This is a genomic window from Streptomyces sp. NPDC006458, assembly GCF_040612135.1.
In the GTDB taxonomy this organism is placed as follows: Bacteria; Actinomycetota; Actinomycetes; order Streptomycetales; family Streptomycetaceae; genus Streptomyces.
This window is the reverse complement of record NZ_JBEXPR010000046.1, coordinates 1-15,386: the sequence shown is the minus strand read 5'-3', so window position 1 is coordinate 15,386 and position 15,386 is coordinate 1. Positions and strand designations below refer to the sequence as shown.

Genomic DNA, 15,386 nt, shown 5'->3' with positions numbered 1-15,386 from the left:
ATGGACTGCGGCGCGCCGGCCCGGCTCCATCCACTGGATTGGATGGAGCACACCGAGTGGATGGACATGCCCTGCCGCGGGGCGCTCCTGTCCACCCGCAATCTGGCCACCCGGTGGGCCACCGCCCCCACCCATCCGTCCATCGCGTTGGACGCCACCGCGTACTCGGCCTGATGCCCGCGGGCTGCCATCGCCTCCGCACGGGGTCTCCTGTATGACTCCGGCGCGCGCTCGGGAGGAAGTCCTCTCCGGCCGCGCCGTCCATCCGCCGACCGGACAGCGCCTCTCGGGTCGGCTGCCGCTGGCATCGGTGCGGCGCCTCGGCCTCACCGGGTGATGCAGGGTGAGCGGCCGCCGGGATTCCCCTTGACCCGGGCCGAGGTCAAGGGGAAACAGCAGGTGCCCCGGCCCCTGGTCAAGGGGTGGAGGCGCGGCCGGTCAAGGGGGGCGCTGCTTGTGCGGTGAACCTGGTCAAGGGGATGGCGCGGAGAGAAAGGGGGGGCATCGCCCGCAGGTGTCCGCCGGCGGACACCCCGGGGTGGGTGGCGCGCTCCGCTCCCCACGACCGGTCCGTGCTCCGGGCTGACGGTCTCTTCCCGCCCATCGGTCCACTCCTCATCGGCGGGCTGAGAGTGGGTGCCACTGGTGTAGTGGAGTGGCATCGGAGCATCGAGCGGAGTCCACCGCGTGGATGGACCATGGCCGATCCATCGGGTGTTGCCCATCGAGTGGAGTGGACCGATGGGCACCACTCGGTGACAGAGGCCAGGCTCCACTCCACTGAGTGGGCTCCACCGTGTACGCGGTGGACCCGGGATGGAGCCCACTCAGTGCGCGGCGCCAGCGATGGATGGTGGGCTCCGCGAGTGGGCCGGGGTGGAGGAGGCCGTCGCACTGACCCCGGCAGACGCCCACTCCTCGGGTGGACTCCACCCCCGGCCCCAGTCCGCGTCGGCGTTGCCGATGCCCAGCGCCGGGCGATGGCCATTGAGGTTTCCCCTTGACCTGGACTGCGTGTCAAGGAGGAACCCGGCTGCCGGGGAGGCCGGTCAAGGGGGCCTCGGACCTGGGTCCGGTTCATGGGCGTCGACCACGAATGCGCCCCGTTGTCCGGGACGGCCGCTGAAGCAGCGGTGCAGTTGGTGGCCGATCTCTGCCCCATGGGTGCCCGCGGAGAGGAACGCGCTCCGGTGGATGGGACCCGGCCCCACCCGGCAGTGGCGAGCCTCGATGGGGTGGAGTGGGCGGCTCACGATGCGGCCCACTCCATCCGGCGGGTCCGGCACCGGACACAGAGGCCGGTGGAGCCGAGCGCCGGACGGGTGCATCCACTGCCGTCCCACCCCGCGCACACCTCGGGGTGTGCCGACGGGGATGGACCGCTGGCACGTCCACCCTCGTGTTCCTCTCGGCACGGCTTGCATCGGGGGGCGGCCGAGTCGGCGGGGTTCAGCACCAGGACGGTGCAGCCGCACTCCGGGCACCGGCCGCGGGGAGCTGCGGGAGTGGACCGCGGGACGGGAACGCGAACGGGGGTGGGGTGGACGATGGCGAGAGTGGGGGCGTCGGGCTGCGCGGTGGCCTGGCGACGGTCACGGACGATCTCCTCGCACACTGAGCACTGGCGGCCGCTGCTCCACAGGACGCCGGCCTCGCAGTCGAAGATGCCGCAGCCCCAGTGGGGCAGGCCGACGCCGAGGATCCACCGGCCGGGGTCGCGGATCTCGTCAATGAAGGTGCGGCAGAGCCGCGTCTGAAGGCGCTGCCGAAGCCGGGCGTCATCGATGCCGGAGCGCAGCTGGTGGCCGACTTCCCGGGCGATGCGCCGCTGCATGTAGACGCTGGTCTGCCGGTAGAGCCGGTGGACCGGCTCGAGGACGGAGTGCACGCGGGCGCTGATGGTCAGCCCGGGCCCGCCGTAGGCGCCGGTGGGGTTGGTCAAGGGGGTGCCCGAGGGCTTGGTCAAGGGGTTGGTCAAGGGGGTCTGGTGGTCATCCGCGCGCAGCGCGAGCCCGCCTTCGCCGTCGCTGTGCGGAGGTTGCGCACCGCGGTTTTCCACAGCTTCACCTACCTGTACCTCGCCTACGGCGGGTGAGAAGAGGGCGCGCTCGTCATCAGGTCGGTCAGTCCTAGGTTCTTCCATAGTCGCGAGTGATCCCGCATCAGCCGACGGACCCGATCCCTCACCAGGACCAGAGGTGGAGGAGGGCGCGACGCCCGCGGAGGACGGTTGTCCACAGGCCGCGTCCTGGGCGGCGGCCGGGATGTCGTGAGCGACGAAGTGGTGGCGGCCGCGCACGCCCGCCCGCCGCTCCACGGTGATCCACCGCGTCGCCTCCAGCTCGTCGACGATCTCGCCGGCGGCCGCGGTGGTGAGCGGTTGGCCGGCCCGTCGGCCGCTGTGGTGGTGCAGCGCCCCTGCGATCTCCGACTCGGTGAGGGGGATCTTCTGGGCTTGGGCGTAGGCGATGAGTGCGTACGCGCGCAGCTGGCGCGGGGTGAGGTCCTCGGACGCGGCCACCGGGATCCACACGAACCGCTCCGTCGCGGACAGCGGCCGGGTACGGCGCACCGCCGAGGTGCCGTTCCCGCCGGGCAGGGAACGCCGGGTCGAGGACAGCTCGACGACGCCGTCGGGCCCGGGGCGCATCAGCTGCGTCATCCCGCGCTCGACGGAGGACTTCGACAGGCCGACGTACTCCGCGATGGTCACGGTCGCCGCCGTGCATCCCTCCGGACGCGACGCCAACGCGGTGACCTTCACGTAGACGGTCACCGCGACGTCGGCGTAGTGCGGGTTGGCGACGAGGCGCAGGGGCACCTTCACCCGCTGGCGGCGCTGCGGGCGCGCCTGATCGCCCGCCGGCGGCGGGCTGCTGGGAACTGCTGCTGTGCGGGGCACGCTTCTCCTGGCGCACCGGTGCCGCAGGGCGGCGACTCGGGTGCGCTGGGTCTCGACGGCGTCCGGCAAGGACGCGCGGTCTGGGGTCTGGCCAGGGGCACTCGGGCGGAAGCTGAAGGAACGGGTCCTTCAGCTGCTACGGGTGTCGAAAAAGCCGACGGTGTGACAGTCCGGCCGAGAAAATCCCTGGCGAGCCTGTGACCTGCGGGTCAAGGGGGTGACCGGGGCGGCGGCAGACCCCCTTGACCAGACCCCCGGACGGGGCCGCGAAGTCCCGTCCGGCATGAGTCGGATGCGAGGTGGTCAAGGGGTGCCGGCTGCACCTGGTCAAGGGCCGGCCACCGGACCGCGCTGCGGCGCGGCCGGTCCCGGCCGGAGCGCCGACCGCGAGAGCGGGTACGCAGCGTGGCGCTGAAGTCACGGACGGGCGAAAAACAGCCGCGATCGGCGTGCTTAGGTGGCGTCCGAGCTGACAAAGGCCATGGGTGTACTGCAAGATGGACCCCGTTCTCCCGGGTCGCCCCGGGAAACGACAAACCCCCTCGGGGGGATTGCTGCTGGAGGGCAGTGATTGCCGGACCATTCGGTCTGGCCCTCGCTCAAGCTGGGCCGCTAACCCAGGACTGAGCGGTGACGGCCGGCAGAGGAGCTGCTAACTCCGAAGCCGGCGGAGAGGGGCGAGGAGCAGCCTTTGCTAGAGGCGCCCGCCCGGAAGACCTACGACATCCTCAACTCCCCCTTCCAGGGGGCTTTCGCGTTTCTGGGCCCGGACGCGCCGGGCAGCGCCCACGGCAGCTCCGCGCCCGCCGCGGTGGATCCGCTCGGGGCCTGTGCGGTGCTGGTCATGGGAGAACCGCCTTCTCGGTTCGCCGGGCTCGGCGCTGTGTGCCGGGGGCCCGAGGTGAGGCGTATTGGATCAAGCGGAAGTCACCCTATCCCCTGACGCCCGTCGTGCACACGCACTCGGCGGGTTGTCCACTCGACGTCGAAAAGTGCGGCCAAAAGGGGCAGTTGACTCGGAGGTGTTCTAACTGGCGCTTCCTGTACGGATGGTCACGCGATCCGCCCGTACTACCGTCAAAAGGTATGAAGTTGGGCGCTCATCCGTAAAACCGGCTCTTCGAATTTCGAACACTGTGGTGCCGACCTTGGACTTGAGGAGCGAGCACTCCTCGGTGGTGGCCGGCCTCGCGTCCCAGTTGCTGGCGTGGCTGTCCTCGCGCCGCAGCGGGCCAACCGTGAACGGCGCGACGGTGGCGGCTTCGGCCGCGGTCACCGTGAGCGCGGCCGGGGTGAAGAGGGTCTGCAGTGCCCATGGAGTGCCGGCCTGCAGCAGTACCGCCTGCCGGACGGACAGGGCGGCGTCCGGCGCGACGGCCAGAGCCTCGACCGCTGCGGCATCAGTGCCGGGATCCCCGCGCCTGATGTCGTCGTGGCCGCTGTCGCCGGGATCCGTCGGTCGGAGCAGCCCGTCCTCGTGCAGTCGGACCTGCATGGCGGAGGCCGGCTGCAGTACCCGACTGCGGCGGCGCGGCGCCGTCTCGACCAGGCCCTCCTTCTCGAGGAGTCGTAGGGCCTGGGCCACGGTGTTCGGTGCGACGCCGAGCTTCTCACCCAACTCGCGCTGACCGGGGAGCTGCTCGCCCGGGGCCAGCTTGCCGCTCAGGATGTCGGCGCGCAGTGCGGCCGCGACCTGCTCGTGCGGGTGATGGGACGTCATGGGCATGGGCACATCTTGCCGCACCCGCCAGAGCGCACGGCTCATCCGCTGGACCTTCTTCCTTGACGTGATCGCCAACAGCATGCATCATCTGACGCATCTGCATTAAGGCAGTTAAGGCAGATGGCGCGTGGAAAAGCAAGCGACCCCCGGGGCTGGTCCCCCCGGAGGCCGCGAACGCGCCTCACCACCCACCAGAGCGTCACAGGAGATGAGAACGCGTGAACACCATGATGGCAGCCTGCCCGCTGGCCTCCCGCCCCATCCCGGAGACGGCCGAGGCCAGCATCGCCCAGTTCGTCGCCGCGACCGATCCGCTCGACAGCCTCGTCGCCAGCGGCTTCCTCGACCGGCAGGACGGCCACTACGTCGCGCAGGAGCTGCGCACCCCGCAGCTGCGCCAGTCGATGAAGTACTCGGTCTGCCTCACCGCCGACCCGGACATCGGCCACTTCTACCAGGAGGACGGAGAGCCGGACACCGACTGGCGCCGGCGCCGCGCCCAGACCGTACGCGACCACTGCTCTGTATGCCCGGTGCGCGCCGCGTGCGCCGAACTCGCCCTCCGCGAGGGCGACACCGTCGGCATCCGCGGCGGGCTGACCCCCGAGAAGCTCAAGCGCCGGCTCGTCATGGAGCGCGACCGGCTCGACCAGGCCCTTGCCGAGGACCAGCGTGCCGCCCAGAGGCAGCAGGCCCGCATCGCCGCGGCGCGCGAGGTGCAGCGGCTCGCCGGCCAGTACCTCGGCACTTCTGGGAAGCCCGAGAAGCGCCTGGAGAACATCGAGAACGTCCGCAAGGCCGCACGTCACCGCGACGAGCTCGTCGCCGCCCACCGCCGCTCCGCGGGCTGGACGGCGGCCGCATGAACCCCGCCGGCGACCCGCACGCCCTAAACCGCGCCCTGGTCAGCGCGCTCGCCCGCCGCGACGACGTCCTCTTACTCCCCGTCCTCGTCCCGGTCGGCGCCGACGTACCGCCCGTCAACCCGCTCACCGCGCTGCTCCTGGTCCTGCTCCGCCAGGCCACCGCCGAGCGCGACGCCTACAGGGACTGGATCACCCAGGACCCCATCCCGCCCAGCGACGACCCGCTGCGCGCCCGGGCCGCCGAAGCGGCCAGCAACCTCGCCCGGAGGGACTCCCCGTGACACCCGACCTCGCCCCCCACGGCGCGGCTCTCGCCGAACTGCTCGGCAGCTGGCAGTTCGTCCTCGGGGCGCTCGTCCTCACCCTCGGCCCGGCGATCGCCCTGCGCCGACGCCGCATGGCCATGGCCGCGCTCACCGACGTCGAGCGCGCCGCGGCAGCCGACCGGCGCGGGCGCCGGGTCGAGGATCTCCTCACCGTCGTCATCGCCGCAGCCGCGGCCGCCCTGTCGGCCACCGGTCTGCGCCGGGTCGGCCACCACCAGATGGGCCTGGACGCCCCGTTCGACCTCCTGCCCTTCGTCGCACTCGACGTCGCGGCGATGGTCTGCGGCCGCCGAGCCCGCCGCCGTGCCCGCGACGGCGACGGATCGGGTCTGTCCGGCGCTCTCTTCTGGATCCTCGCCGGCATCAGCTCGGTCTTCTCCGCGTCCGAAGCCGACTCCCTCCTCGGCGGCGCCGTCCGCGCGGTGTGGCCGGTCCTGGCGGCCGTGCTCTGGGAGATCGGCTCGCTCGAAGAGCGCCGCGCCGCCCGCACCAAGGGGGGACGCCCCGACCGCCGCATCGCGCTGGTGCGCCTGCTCCACCCCGTCGAGGCCTTCCGCGTCGCACTGCTGCTCGCCGCCCGCCAGGACCTGGCCCAGGAGGAGGCCACCGCCGAGGTCCGCATCTCCCGAGCTGCCTACCGCTGGTACCGGCTGCGCCGGGCCCAGGACGCCGTCAAGCGGGCCGGCGGGATGACCCGCTGGGCATACCGCCTCGCCGAGATGCATGCCGACGGCCGTGCCCAGGATGCCAGCGAACGAGCGGGATGCTCCGACCCCGCCATCCTGAAGCGCGTCGTCGCCCGGCTGCAGCTGCGCGTACGCCAGTCCGACATCGCCGGGATGAACCTGCGTAATCCCGTCGCGTTCGAGGGCATCCTCAACACCCTGATCGGCACCATCCCGACCATCCCATCCCAGACGGCCGAGCCCCATGCCGCCTCGTCATCCCACTCCGGCGATGAGGAAGACCAGCAGGTCAAGGCCGGGATGGGCGAGGGAGACGAGCCAGGGGAGGACACCGGCGACGAGGACACCGCCTCGCCGGACCCGAACGTCGACGGCGGGCAGGATGATGACGCGGCTGCCGGGCCGAAGACCGACGAGGAAGTCATGGCCGCCTTCGTCGAGACCGTCCCACGCAAGGACGACGGCACGTTCGCCTGGGGCATCAACAAGATCTCTGCCGCCCTCGGCATCGGGAACGGCCGGGCCAAGAAGTTCCTGGACACCCAGGCCGAATGGCTGCCCAAGGCGCTGGCCGCCCATCCCGTCGCGCACGGCGCCGACGGCGAAGAGCCCGACCACTTCGACCAGGCCCTCGCCCTCGCCAACGAGTCGCCGCAGCCGGCCGCCCACCCCCAAGACCCCCAGCCCGCTCCGGCGCCGGCCGGCCAGCAGCTCGAAGAGCTCCTCCGCCTCGACCCGACCGCAGGTGACCACTTCGAGAAGCACGACAGCGGCCTCCTCGTCCCCGCCGCCGGCAGCCGACCCTGACGCCCCGCTCGGCAGGGCGCCCCCGCAGGGCTGCCCCCGAGCACGACCGTGAGGACCACGCATGTCCACCACCTTCGACCAGCACGTCACCGAGGCCCTCGCCCTCATCGCCCCGGCCCGCCGCCCGGTGACCTCCACCCGGCCGGCCCGATCCGCCGGCGTCCCACAGCACGGCCGGCCCAGCCTCGCCCTCGTGCGGCGCCCCGCCTCCCACGAGGGGAGCGAGCAGTGAGCACGACGCCCTCCACCCGCGGCCGGACCAACCAGGCAAACACCGACACCCCCGAGAACGAACCGCCCCAGACCCCGGAGACGGGCGACGGCATGCCGGACGACGAGACGCGGCTGCGCCGCCTCCTGTCCCGCATCGGTGTCCGACCACTCGGCCACGCCGAGCAGCCCTTCGAGGACGAGTCCGAGCCAGCCGCGGCCCGCCCCGACCAGGACCTGCAGCCCGCCGGTTCCACCCGTCGGATCTCGATGTCGCCCGGCGGACGGCTGCCCGTCCCCGGTCAGACCATCGACCTCACGGACGAGCAGCAGACCCCAGCCGACGAGCCGATGCCCGCCGAAGACCAGGACGCCACGGCCGAATCGGAGCCCGCAGGGGAGCCGGCGCACAGCACGGGGCCGCCTCGTGTCCCCTGGCGCCGGCGCAAGGACGACGACCAGGCCGAGGAGGCCGGGGGCCCGGCGGCCGCGGACACGGACGAAGACCTCCCGGGTTCGGAAGGCGAGGGGCCCGACTGGTTCCGCGTACAGAAGACCGCCGATCCGCAGGCACCGGATCCGGACCCCTACGAGGTGCACAACCACTACTACGGCACCGGCCAGGAGCCGTCGGTACCGGCAGGCCGGGGCCGCAACCGCAGCTCCCTCACCGCCTGGTGGGCATCGCTCACACCGCTGCAGCGGTTCATCCTCCACAACGGAGCCGCCGCAACCGCCGGCGCCTGGAGCTGGGGCGTGTTCACGGCCCAGTGGAACACCGGCCTGCCCCAGTGGACGCTCGCCGTCATGCACGACGCTGCGGCCAGCAGCAATGAGCCCTCCACCCCTTTCATCGTCGGCGGCGGCGTGATCCTCATCGCCGCGGTCGTCGGCGGCGGCATCTCCGCCTTCGTGGAGAAGTGGCTGTACCGGCTGCCCTCGTTCTGCGCCGCGGTCCGCTTCCTCACCCACATTCCGGTCGCCTCCGCCGGCATCGCCGTCCTGCTGTTCTCCGCCCCCACCTTCTAAGGACACCCGTGACCACCCTGCTCGCCGCCGGGGCCGGAACTAGCGCCCTCGGCCCAATGTCCGCCACCGCCGTCAGCGTCATCCTGATCGTCACGCTCATCTACGGGATCTGGGGCAAGGGAAAGAAGAAGCTGGCCCGAGGACCGGCCCAGGCCATCGGCTTCTTCGCCGAGCTCGCCTTCCTGCGCGCCGGCTCCTGGCCTCACGACCTCGGCACCGCCGTCCAGGACATCCCGCGCCAGATTGCTGCGAACCCCGACCTCGGATCCATCGGCATGACTGCGGTCGTGATCATCCTGCTCGTGCTGTCCGCCTTCGCCCCCATCGTGCCGTTCACCGGCGCCTTGTGGGGGATGCTCACCGCGGCCGCCATGTCCGCAGCACAAGGCTCCATCTGGCGGGCGGTCATCGCCGTCGCCACCGCCGGGCTGTCGCTGGTGGGCGCATGACCGGGAAGCCGGACAAGACGAACCCCGCCAAGCAGGGACGGCGGAAGATCAGGCTGGAGCACATCCCGTTCGTGCGCGAGGTGCCCGTCGTAGTCAGCGCCACCATGGTCGCCCTGCGCTACGTGGGAGCCTGGCTGCGCGACGGCGACCAGGAGAGCGGGGGCTTCCTCGTCCGACTCAGTGCACTCGGTCTCGCCGGCTACATCGCCCTCTACTTCGCGGAGAAGCACCCAGGGCTCTTGTACGTCTACGGCGCCGCCGGACTCGTCGTCGTCACGACCGTGGCCGTCCGTACCGGACTGTCGGCCGGCCGCACGGTGAAGGACCTGGAAGACGCGCACACCACTGCCGAGGAGGAAGCGCCTCAGGGGACCGACACCCTAAACGATCATGAAAAGGCGGGGGAGTGGGACCCCGAAACGACGCAGGCCCAAGCCACATCGGCCGAAGCCGACGCCGCCTTCGCAGAGTTCGTCGAGCACAGCGTCGCCTTCGCCGTCCGCCAGGGCCGCAAGGGCGTCCACACCGACACCCTCCTCGAACGGATCCACCGGGAGAGGATGCTGGCCGACTGGACGGAACCCATGATCAGACAGAAGTGCAGAGCCCTCGACATCCCCTTCCGAACCCAGATGGGCATCCAGGGGAGGAACTACTTCGGGGTGCACATCGCCGACCTCGAGCAGGCCCTCGGCCGGGCCCTACGGATCCCAGCCCAGCTGGTCCCCGACCTCACCCCGAACGCCCCCGCCGCACCCCCTGCCGAGCCCCCCGCTCCACCCCCCGAAGTCGCCTTCCTCGAGGCCCCTGCGGACAGCGCCTGAACCATCCGCCCGGGAGCTCCCTCCGGCCGCCGGCCAGAGGGAGCTCCCGGGCGCCCGAAACCTCTCTCTGCCGGCCATCACTCCCCTCCCCCACGGAGGCGCCACCAGCCATCTATCGGTGACATCTACGACCGTCTGACCTGCGCATCTATCCCAACGCTAGAAGCATCTACCGCCCCCATCTACCGTTCCCTACCGGCTTGTTCCCATCCCGTAGTGCGCGGCACCCCGGTACCGTCGAACCACATCCGACAGGACCGGCGGAAGAGGAGCCCGCAGTGGCATGGCGGTACGAGTGCGGCCCGTGCGGGATCACGACCGAGTGGCTGCCGAAGGGGCAGGCCGCCGCCAAGCGGGATGAGCACCGGGACACCGTCCACCCCGGCATGATGCCGACGGCCGAGGTGTTCGAGTCCAACGCCAAGCCGATCGCTAAGGATCCGGCCGCCCTGCGCATGTGGGCGGTCATCGCCGTCGTCTGCCTGCTCGCCTGGATCATCCAGTCCTTTAGCTGACGCGCAAGCGCTCACTCAGCGCTCTGACGCGCCCAACGCCGGGGCTGCCCAACGCCTCACGACGATGAGACGGATCGACACCTCAACTGCGTGTTGCGTATTGAGAATTCAATGTGTACTGTGATCTTCGCGGAGAAAGTTCCGCCTCTGTGTCACACGCCGCTCGCGCACAACACCTGTAACAGACGAGCGCACCCACACACCCTTCCTGGAGTCCACCGTGACCACGTCCCGCACCATGACGCTCGGCACCGCCGTAACGGCCGCCGCGCTCCTCGCCCTCACCGGCTGCGCCAACAAGCCCGTTGAGCACGGCGAAGTCATCGACAAGCGCGGCTACGCCGGTCGCTGGATCCCCGACTACGAGGACGTGTACCGCCAGGACTGCTCGACCATCCGCACCAGCTCGTTCACCACCACTGCCTTCGCGGGCCGCAGCGGCGGCTCCAGCGGCAGCAAGTCCAGCGGCGGCAAGACGAGCTCGTCGGGCAGCACCGGCAAGAAGAACGACACCACCCCCGACGGCTCCGGCGGTTCGTCCGGCGGCACCCCGCCCGGCAAGTCGCTCACGAACGGAGGCACCTCCGGCACCACCCAGCCCGGCTCCTCCGGCTCGACCACAGACGGCAGCAGCCAGCCCACCAAGCAGTGCCAGCGCCACCACGTCGGCCGGAAGCAGACCGGCCAGCACTGGCAACCGGGCAAGTGGGAGCTCCAGCTCCGCGACGGCGACCGAACCGGCTGGATCACGGTCTCCGAGACCACCTACAACGACACCGATCTCCACGACCACATCTGACCGACCCCGGAGACCTCGACCCCTATCAGGAGGATCCGTCATGCCCGGTGCACCCGAGTACACGCCCTTCAGCATCTACATGCTGGAGCCACACGCTGATCATGCGACAGCCGAGAACGGCCACATCTCGATCGAAGCCATCGCCGAGCGCGTCTACGGCAAGCCGTACAACTCGCTGCGCGGCTGCCAGCGGGACGACGAACACATCCCCAATGACAGCGTGAAGCTGTACGAACTCACCTCCGACGGGGACTACGAGGAGGCACTCGAACAGCTCGATGACGCGAGGGTGTACTTGGGCTGGGACTCCAGTATCGGTGAGGTCGTTTACAAGACCGGCATGACCGAGCTGGACTACTGGCTGAGCATCCGCGTCGCCGACGAGAACACACCAGCCACCGTCGAGGCGAACCCGCCCGAAACGCAAGACCTTGAGAACGCCGTGTTCGAGAGCCGATTCTTCGCCGATCGCGCCTTCTCCCCGTCGCTGAACCTGATCCTCGCCGACCTCATCCGACGCGGCGAACTCCCGCGCGGTGACTACCTGTTCCGGCACTGGTGGTGATCGAAACGGCACGAAAACCGACGCCACAAAGCCCCAGCGAGGCACACCTGTCCCTCTTCCCTGGCGATCCGTTGCCACGCGACCAGTTACCCACCCCAGCACCCCCGCCCCCCGACGACCGCCGATGCGGGGCCACCACCCGGTGGCCCCGCATCATCCAGTAGGAGACACCAGACGCACCCCTTCGTTCTCGGAACCATCCTCGGAGCCGCCGGCACCCTGCTCACGCTCGCCCTCAGCCGGCGCCTGACCCGGAAACCGCACTGCCCCCGGTGCGCCACAGCCTCGACCTGGCCCAAACCCCCTGCACCGCCGCGGCTACGCACAAGAACGCTGCCGCGAGCGCCTCCGCGACATTGACACGACGCCCGATCCCGGAACCGAACCCCTGGGGCCACGCACACCTCCTCGACGAAGAACGGTGCTAGCCGCAGCCCAGGCTCCGCCCCACCAGCCCGGAGCCCCCTACAGCCACTTCACCCAGCCCACCAGATGAGGACCGATGGCCCGCTGCCCCGCCACACTCCCGACGGATCACACCACCTGCGCCGGCCCCGTCGCCGTGACCGTGCTCGACGCGGACAACGCTGGCGCCGATGGATGCGAACTTCACGCCGCACGCCTCCTCGCCGTCCTCGACCGCGGCCGCGTCTTTGCACTGCCCCACGCCCCCGCCGGAGCGGCGCACCGCGTCTTCAAGGCTGCGGCTCCGCAGGGCGTCAGCCTTCACCGCCTAGCCGACGCAATCGTCACCTCGCCTGCAACGACCCGATGAAGCCCGGGCCGACCAGGCCCCGCTAACCCGCCACCAGTCACCTGAAGGGAACCCTCGTGCCCGACGGCCAGCACCCCGAACACACCGTAAAGGCGTACCGGGACGAACGCCCGTCCATCACCCGGCTCATCCTCGAAGCGCGTTGGGCCCACTATCGCCTCACCGACGCTCTGGAATACGACCCCGACAGCGACGCCGTCCCCGCCCTGCGCCGCTTCAACCTCCTGCACGCCGGCGCACTCGTCGACATCCTCGCCCTGCGCACGCGAGACCCCGACCTCTACGAAGCCGCCCGCGACCACGGCGCCCTCCTCCGCGAGGTCGACGGCCTGGCCCTCGACGACCACCCCCGCAACGGTCTCGACCACCTGCGAGCCCAGTACGCCCGACTCCACCAGCACACCCACGGCGACGCATGCCGAGCCCCCCAGGCCACTGACGACTCTCTGCCACCCAAGCGCCCCTTCCTCCGACCCGCCCCCCGTCTGGTTCGCCAAATGCTCGACACCTACGCCTGGTCCAACCTCGGCCTCGCTTCCCGCTTCCCCGCCGTCGACGTGGCCAGCGAACAACGGCGACACCTCATGACCCGCGGACTCCTACTCGACTGGGCCGCCACCGCGGCACCGGCCGACAGCGCCGCAGCGGTGGCCGCGGCCACCGCCGGCCACGCCCTGCGGGCCTTCGACCGCCGGCCAGCCTTGAACGATCTGCGCGCCCGCGCCTACCTCCTGGACGCCTTCCGCGACTTCGACGACCAGAACGAAGACGAGGACCCGCACCCCCACGACTGCGCAGGGCGCTGCGACGGCACAGGCGAAGTCCTCACCGTGCTCACCTGGGAGCACCACGGCGACGACACCTACACCGCCGTCCACCAGGAGCCGATTCTCTGCTTCGGCGCCCCCACCGCCCACGCCCCGGGCTGCGCCACCTGCGGCGGACACGGCTTCACCTACACGCCCGGCTACCGCGAACTCTGCCTCGACGGGCGCATCTCCGACGGCGAACCCAGCACGGCCACCGTGGCGTCGCAGGGATCATGACCCCGCCGCGTCCCAGGCAGCCAGAACAGCCGGCGCCGAGCGGCACGCCCCACCTGCGCAAGCGCCGGCCGTCCCAGGGCCGCCCCGTTGGACTGTGATTTCTCTCCCCCGACCCGAGGGGGAGAGAAGTCTCCCCCCCCAGTGCAGCAACTGAGAAATCTCCCCCCTGACCCGAGGGGGAGAGAAGTCTCCCCCCCAGTGCGGCAACTGAGAGATCTCCCCCCTGACCTGGAAGGAGGGAGATTTCTCCTCCCCTCCCCAGAGATCCCGTCTTTCGCGCGGAGGGGGTGATTTCTCTCCCCTCCGTGATTGCCGGAGGGGAGAGAAATCACCCCCCGCGAAAGACGGGACTTGGCCACGCAGACCACCGCCAGAAGCCAGCTTGCCCTACAACTTGCCCCACAACATGCCCTACAACTTGCTCTACAGCTTGCCTTTCAACTTGCCCTACAGCTTGCCCCCAGGCTGCGCCCTCGACATGGAAACCTGCACTTCAGGGCGACGGTCAAGGGGGTGGGAGTGCGCCGACTACTTCTCTACGAGACCCCCAAGGGCACTGAGGACATCAGCGAAGAGCCACAGGCGAACGACAGGAACGAGGAAGCCGGCGGGGAGCGAGGAGGAAAGGAGACGGAAGGGGAGAGCAGCAGGACGGGAGGAGCGAGGGAGAGAGGAGCAGCGAACAGAGAGAACAGGCGGACCGACAACGGCGAGCAATACGAAGAGGCCGAAGAGCACAAGAGCCGAAGAGACAGAGGAGCAGCCGAAGCACACAACGAAGACGAGACACAGACAGACCACGAAGCACAGATCCAGACAGGGAGAACGGAAGCGGGAAAACCAGGCGCACCGTCAGCACGAGGCAGAGCCGAGACAGGATCGAGAGGGGCGGGAAGTTGAGCAGGTCGCGACGAGGGCTGCGGAACGCAAGCGGCCCCGCCCAGCGAACGCTGAGCGGGGCGCGAACAAGGGAGGCGGGGGAGGGGGCGCCGGAAGGGGGGCGCGGCGCGCGAGATTAGGAGGCGGTCCGGAGCATCCGCCGTGCGGCCGCCCGGCCGCTGGCGCTGACGCGTTCCGCCGCGTGGAGTCGCAGTGCCCGCGCTCGCACGAACGCGGCGGCGGCCTCAGGGTCGCCACTCGCTGCGCGGGCAAGCAACTCCGTGATCTTGCTGTCGGTCATCAAGGGTCCTTTCGGGGCGCAACAGCGTGAGCCGTTACCGGCACTGGGACACGGTCTGAGCTTCGGCGGCGGGGTTCGAGAGCGCGTGCGAAGCATCCATGGAGATCTTGAAGCTGAACACGGTAAGGACGATCGCGGAGACACCCAGCAGGACACCCAGGAAGATTCCAGTCCGGCGGCCGGTCCTGTGGTTCATCATTGCTCCCACTTTCCTAGCTTGTGAGTGTGGCGCGGAGATGTGCGGTCGGATGGATGCCGCCCCCCGGGGCGGCCCGGCCCCGGGGGGTGAGGGGGCCGGGGCCGGGCCTGTGGCGGGCGCGGGCTGCCCTTGGAGGGCGGGGCCGCCCGGCCCTGGTCTGAGGCTTACTGCCGTTTCGGCGAGGGCTACAGGGGGAGCCGGGGGGATTGCGCGTCCAGCCGTGCCATGAGGCAGTCAGGGCAGAGGTCGGCTCCCCTCTCCGTCTCGTTGCCGCACTCCTCGCCCCATCCGGGGCAGGTGGTGGGTATCTCAGGCTGGCTGTTGCGCTGCGTCATCCTCGGCTCATCTCTACTGGTGTGGGTGGTCCGGGCCCCCGGGCGTGCGGGGCGCCTGGGGGTGTTGGTGTGGGGTGTGGGGGTCCGGCGGCCCCTTGTGGGGGGTTGGGGGGCCGCCGGGCCCGGTTCTGGGGGTTACGCGGTCTTGTA

At 70.5% G+C, this 15,386-nt stretch carries 16 protein-coding genes; 13 read left to right on the top strand and 3 right to left on the bottom strand.

Going from position 1 to position 15,386, the window contains the following annotated elements; all coding sequences use genetic code 11:
* Positions 1-42: 42 nt before the first annotated feature.
* Positions 43-174 carry a hypothetical protein gene (locus ABZZ79_RS36820; protein ID WP_356696545.1) on the top strand — a complete coding sequence of 44 codons (132 nt, stop codon included), beginning with the start codon at positions 43-45 and terminating at the stop codon, positions 172-174.
* 1,075 nt (positions 175-1,249) lie between these two features.
* Here the strand turns inward: ABZZ79_RS36820 and ABZZ79_RS36815 are convergent.
* Both ABZZ79_RS36815 and ABZZ79_RS36810 read right to left on the bottom strand, forming a co-directional pair.
* Positions 1,250-2,902 (bottom strand): hypothetical protein, encoded by a 1,653-nt coding sequence (locus ABZZ79_RS36815; protein ID WP_356696543.1) that lies wholly within the window; start codon positions 2,900-2,902, stop codon positions 1,250-1,252.
* A 1,027-nt stretch (positions 2,903-3,929) separates the two neighbouring features.
* The gene (locus ABZZ79_RS36810; RefSeq protein WP_030841859.1) at positions 3,930-4,706 is read right to left on the bottom strand and encodes a GntR family transcriptional regulator; all 777 of its coding nucleotides are present in this window, start codon (positions 4,704-4,706) and stop codon (positions 3,930-3,932) included.
* A 146-nt stretch (positions 4,707-4,852) separates the two neighbouring features.
* On the opposite strand from ABZZ79_RS36810, the gene ABZZ79_RS36805 reads away from it, so the two are divergent.
* The 12 genes from ABZZ79_RS36805 to ABZZ79_RS36750 all read left to right on the top strand — a co-directional run bounded on the left by ABZZ79_RS36805 (position 4,853) and on the right by ABZZ79_RS36750 (position 14,422).
* On the top strand, positions 4,853-5,491 hold the full coding sequence (locus tag ABZZ79_RS36805) for a WhiB family transcriptional regulator (RefSeq protein ID WP_356696579.1): 639 nt from the start codon (positions 4,853-4,855) through the stop codon (positions 5,489-5,491).
* The gene (locus ABZZ79_RS36800; RefSeq protein ID WP_356696541.1) at positions 5,488-5,772 is read left to right on the top strand and encodes a hypothetical protein; all 285 of its coding nucleotides are present in this window, start codon (positions 5,488-5,490) and stop codon (positions 5,770-5,772) included. Before ABZZ79_RS36805 ends, ABZZ79_RS36800 begins: the two co-directional genes overlap by 4 nt.
* Positions 5,769-7,310 carry a DUF2637 domain-containing protein gene (locus tag ABZZ79_RS36795; RefSeq protein ID WP_356696539.1) on the top strand — a complete coding sequence of 514 codons (1,542 nt, stop codon included), beginning with the start codon at positions 5,769-5,771 and terminating at the stop codon, positions 7,308-7,310. Before ABZZ79_RS36800 ends, ABZZ79_RS36795 begins: the two co-directional genes overlap by 4 nt.
* 61 nt (positions 7,311-7,371) lie before the next feature.
* Positions 7,372-7,542: a hypothetical protein gene (locus tag ABZZ79_RS36790; protein ID WP_356696537.1), complete on the top strand. Its 171-nt coding sequence runs from the start codon at positions 7,372-7,374 to the stop codon at positions 7,540-7,542.
* A complete protein-coding gene (locus ABZZ79_RS36785) occupies positions 7,539-8,549 on the top strand; it encodes a hypothetical protein (protein ID WP_356696536.1) in 1,011 nt (336 codons plus the stop codon). The genes ABZZ79_RS36790 and ABZZ79_RS36785 overlap by 4 nt, the downstream gene beginning before the upstream one ends.
* Before the next feature lie 8 nt (positions 8,550-8,557).
* The gene (locus ABZZ79_RS36780) at positions 8,558-8,998 is read left to right on the top strand and encodes a hypothetical protein (RefSeq protein ID WP_030841872.1); all 441 of its coding nucleotides are present in this window, start codon (positions 8,558-8,560) and stop codon (positions 8,996-8,998) included.
* Positions 8,995-9,822, top strand: a complete 828-nt coding sequence (locus ABZZ79_RS36775) for a hypothetical protein (protein WP_356696533.1) — start codon at positions 8,995-8,997, stop codon at positions 9,820-9,822. The genes ABZZ79_RS36780 and ABZZ79_RS36775 overlap by 4 nt, the downstream gene beginning before the upstream one ends.
* Positions 9,823-10,100: 278 nt before the next feature.
* Positions 10,101-10,337, top strand: coding sequence for a hypothetical protein (locus ABZZ79_RS36770; protein ID WP_319657258.1), 237 nt, complete (start codon positions 10,101-10,103; stop codon positions 10,335-10,337).
* A 220-nt stretch (positions 10,338-10,557) separates the two neighbouring features.
* Positions 10,558-11,136, top strand: a complete 579-nt coding sequence (locus ABZZ79_RS36765) for a hypothetical protein (RefSeq protein WP_356696531.1) — start codon at positions 10,558-10,560, stop codon at positions 11,134-11,136.
* Positions 11,137-11,176: 40 nt separating this feature from the next.
* A complete protein-coding gene (locus ABZZ79_RS36760; protein WP_356696529.1) occupies positions 11,177-11,701 on the top strand; it encodes a hypothetical protein in 525 nt (174 codons plus the stop codon).
* Between the two features lie 831 nt (positions 11,702-12,532).
* The gene (locus ABZZ79_RS36755) at positions 12,533-13,522 is read left to right on the top strand and encodes a hypothetical protein (protein ID WP_356696527.1); all 990 of its coding nucleotides are present in this window, start codon (positions 12,533-12,535) and stop codon (positions 13,520-13,522) included.
* A 351-nt stretch (positions 13,523-13,873) separates the two neighbouring features.
* The gene (locus ABZZ79_RS36750; RefSeq protein WP_356696525.1) at positions 13,874-14,422 is read left to right on the top strand and encodes a hypothetical protein; all 549 of its coding nucleotides are present in this window, start codon (positions 13,874-13,876) and stop codon (positions 14,420-14,422) included.
* 115 nt (positions 14,423-14,537) lie between these two features.
* Here ABZZ79_RS36750 and ABZZ79_RS36745 read toward each other — a convergent pair whose 3' ends face one another.
* Positions 14,538-14,702: a hypothetical protein gene (locus tag ABZZ79_RS36745; RefSeq protein ID WP_319657333.1), complete on the bottom strand. Its 165-nt coding sequence runs from the start codon at positions 14,700-14,702 to the stop codon at positions 14,538-14,540.
* Positions 14,703-15,386: the final 684 nt, after the last annotated feature.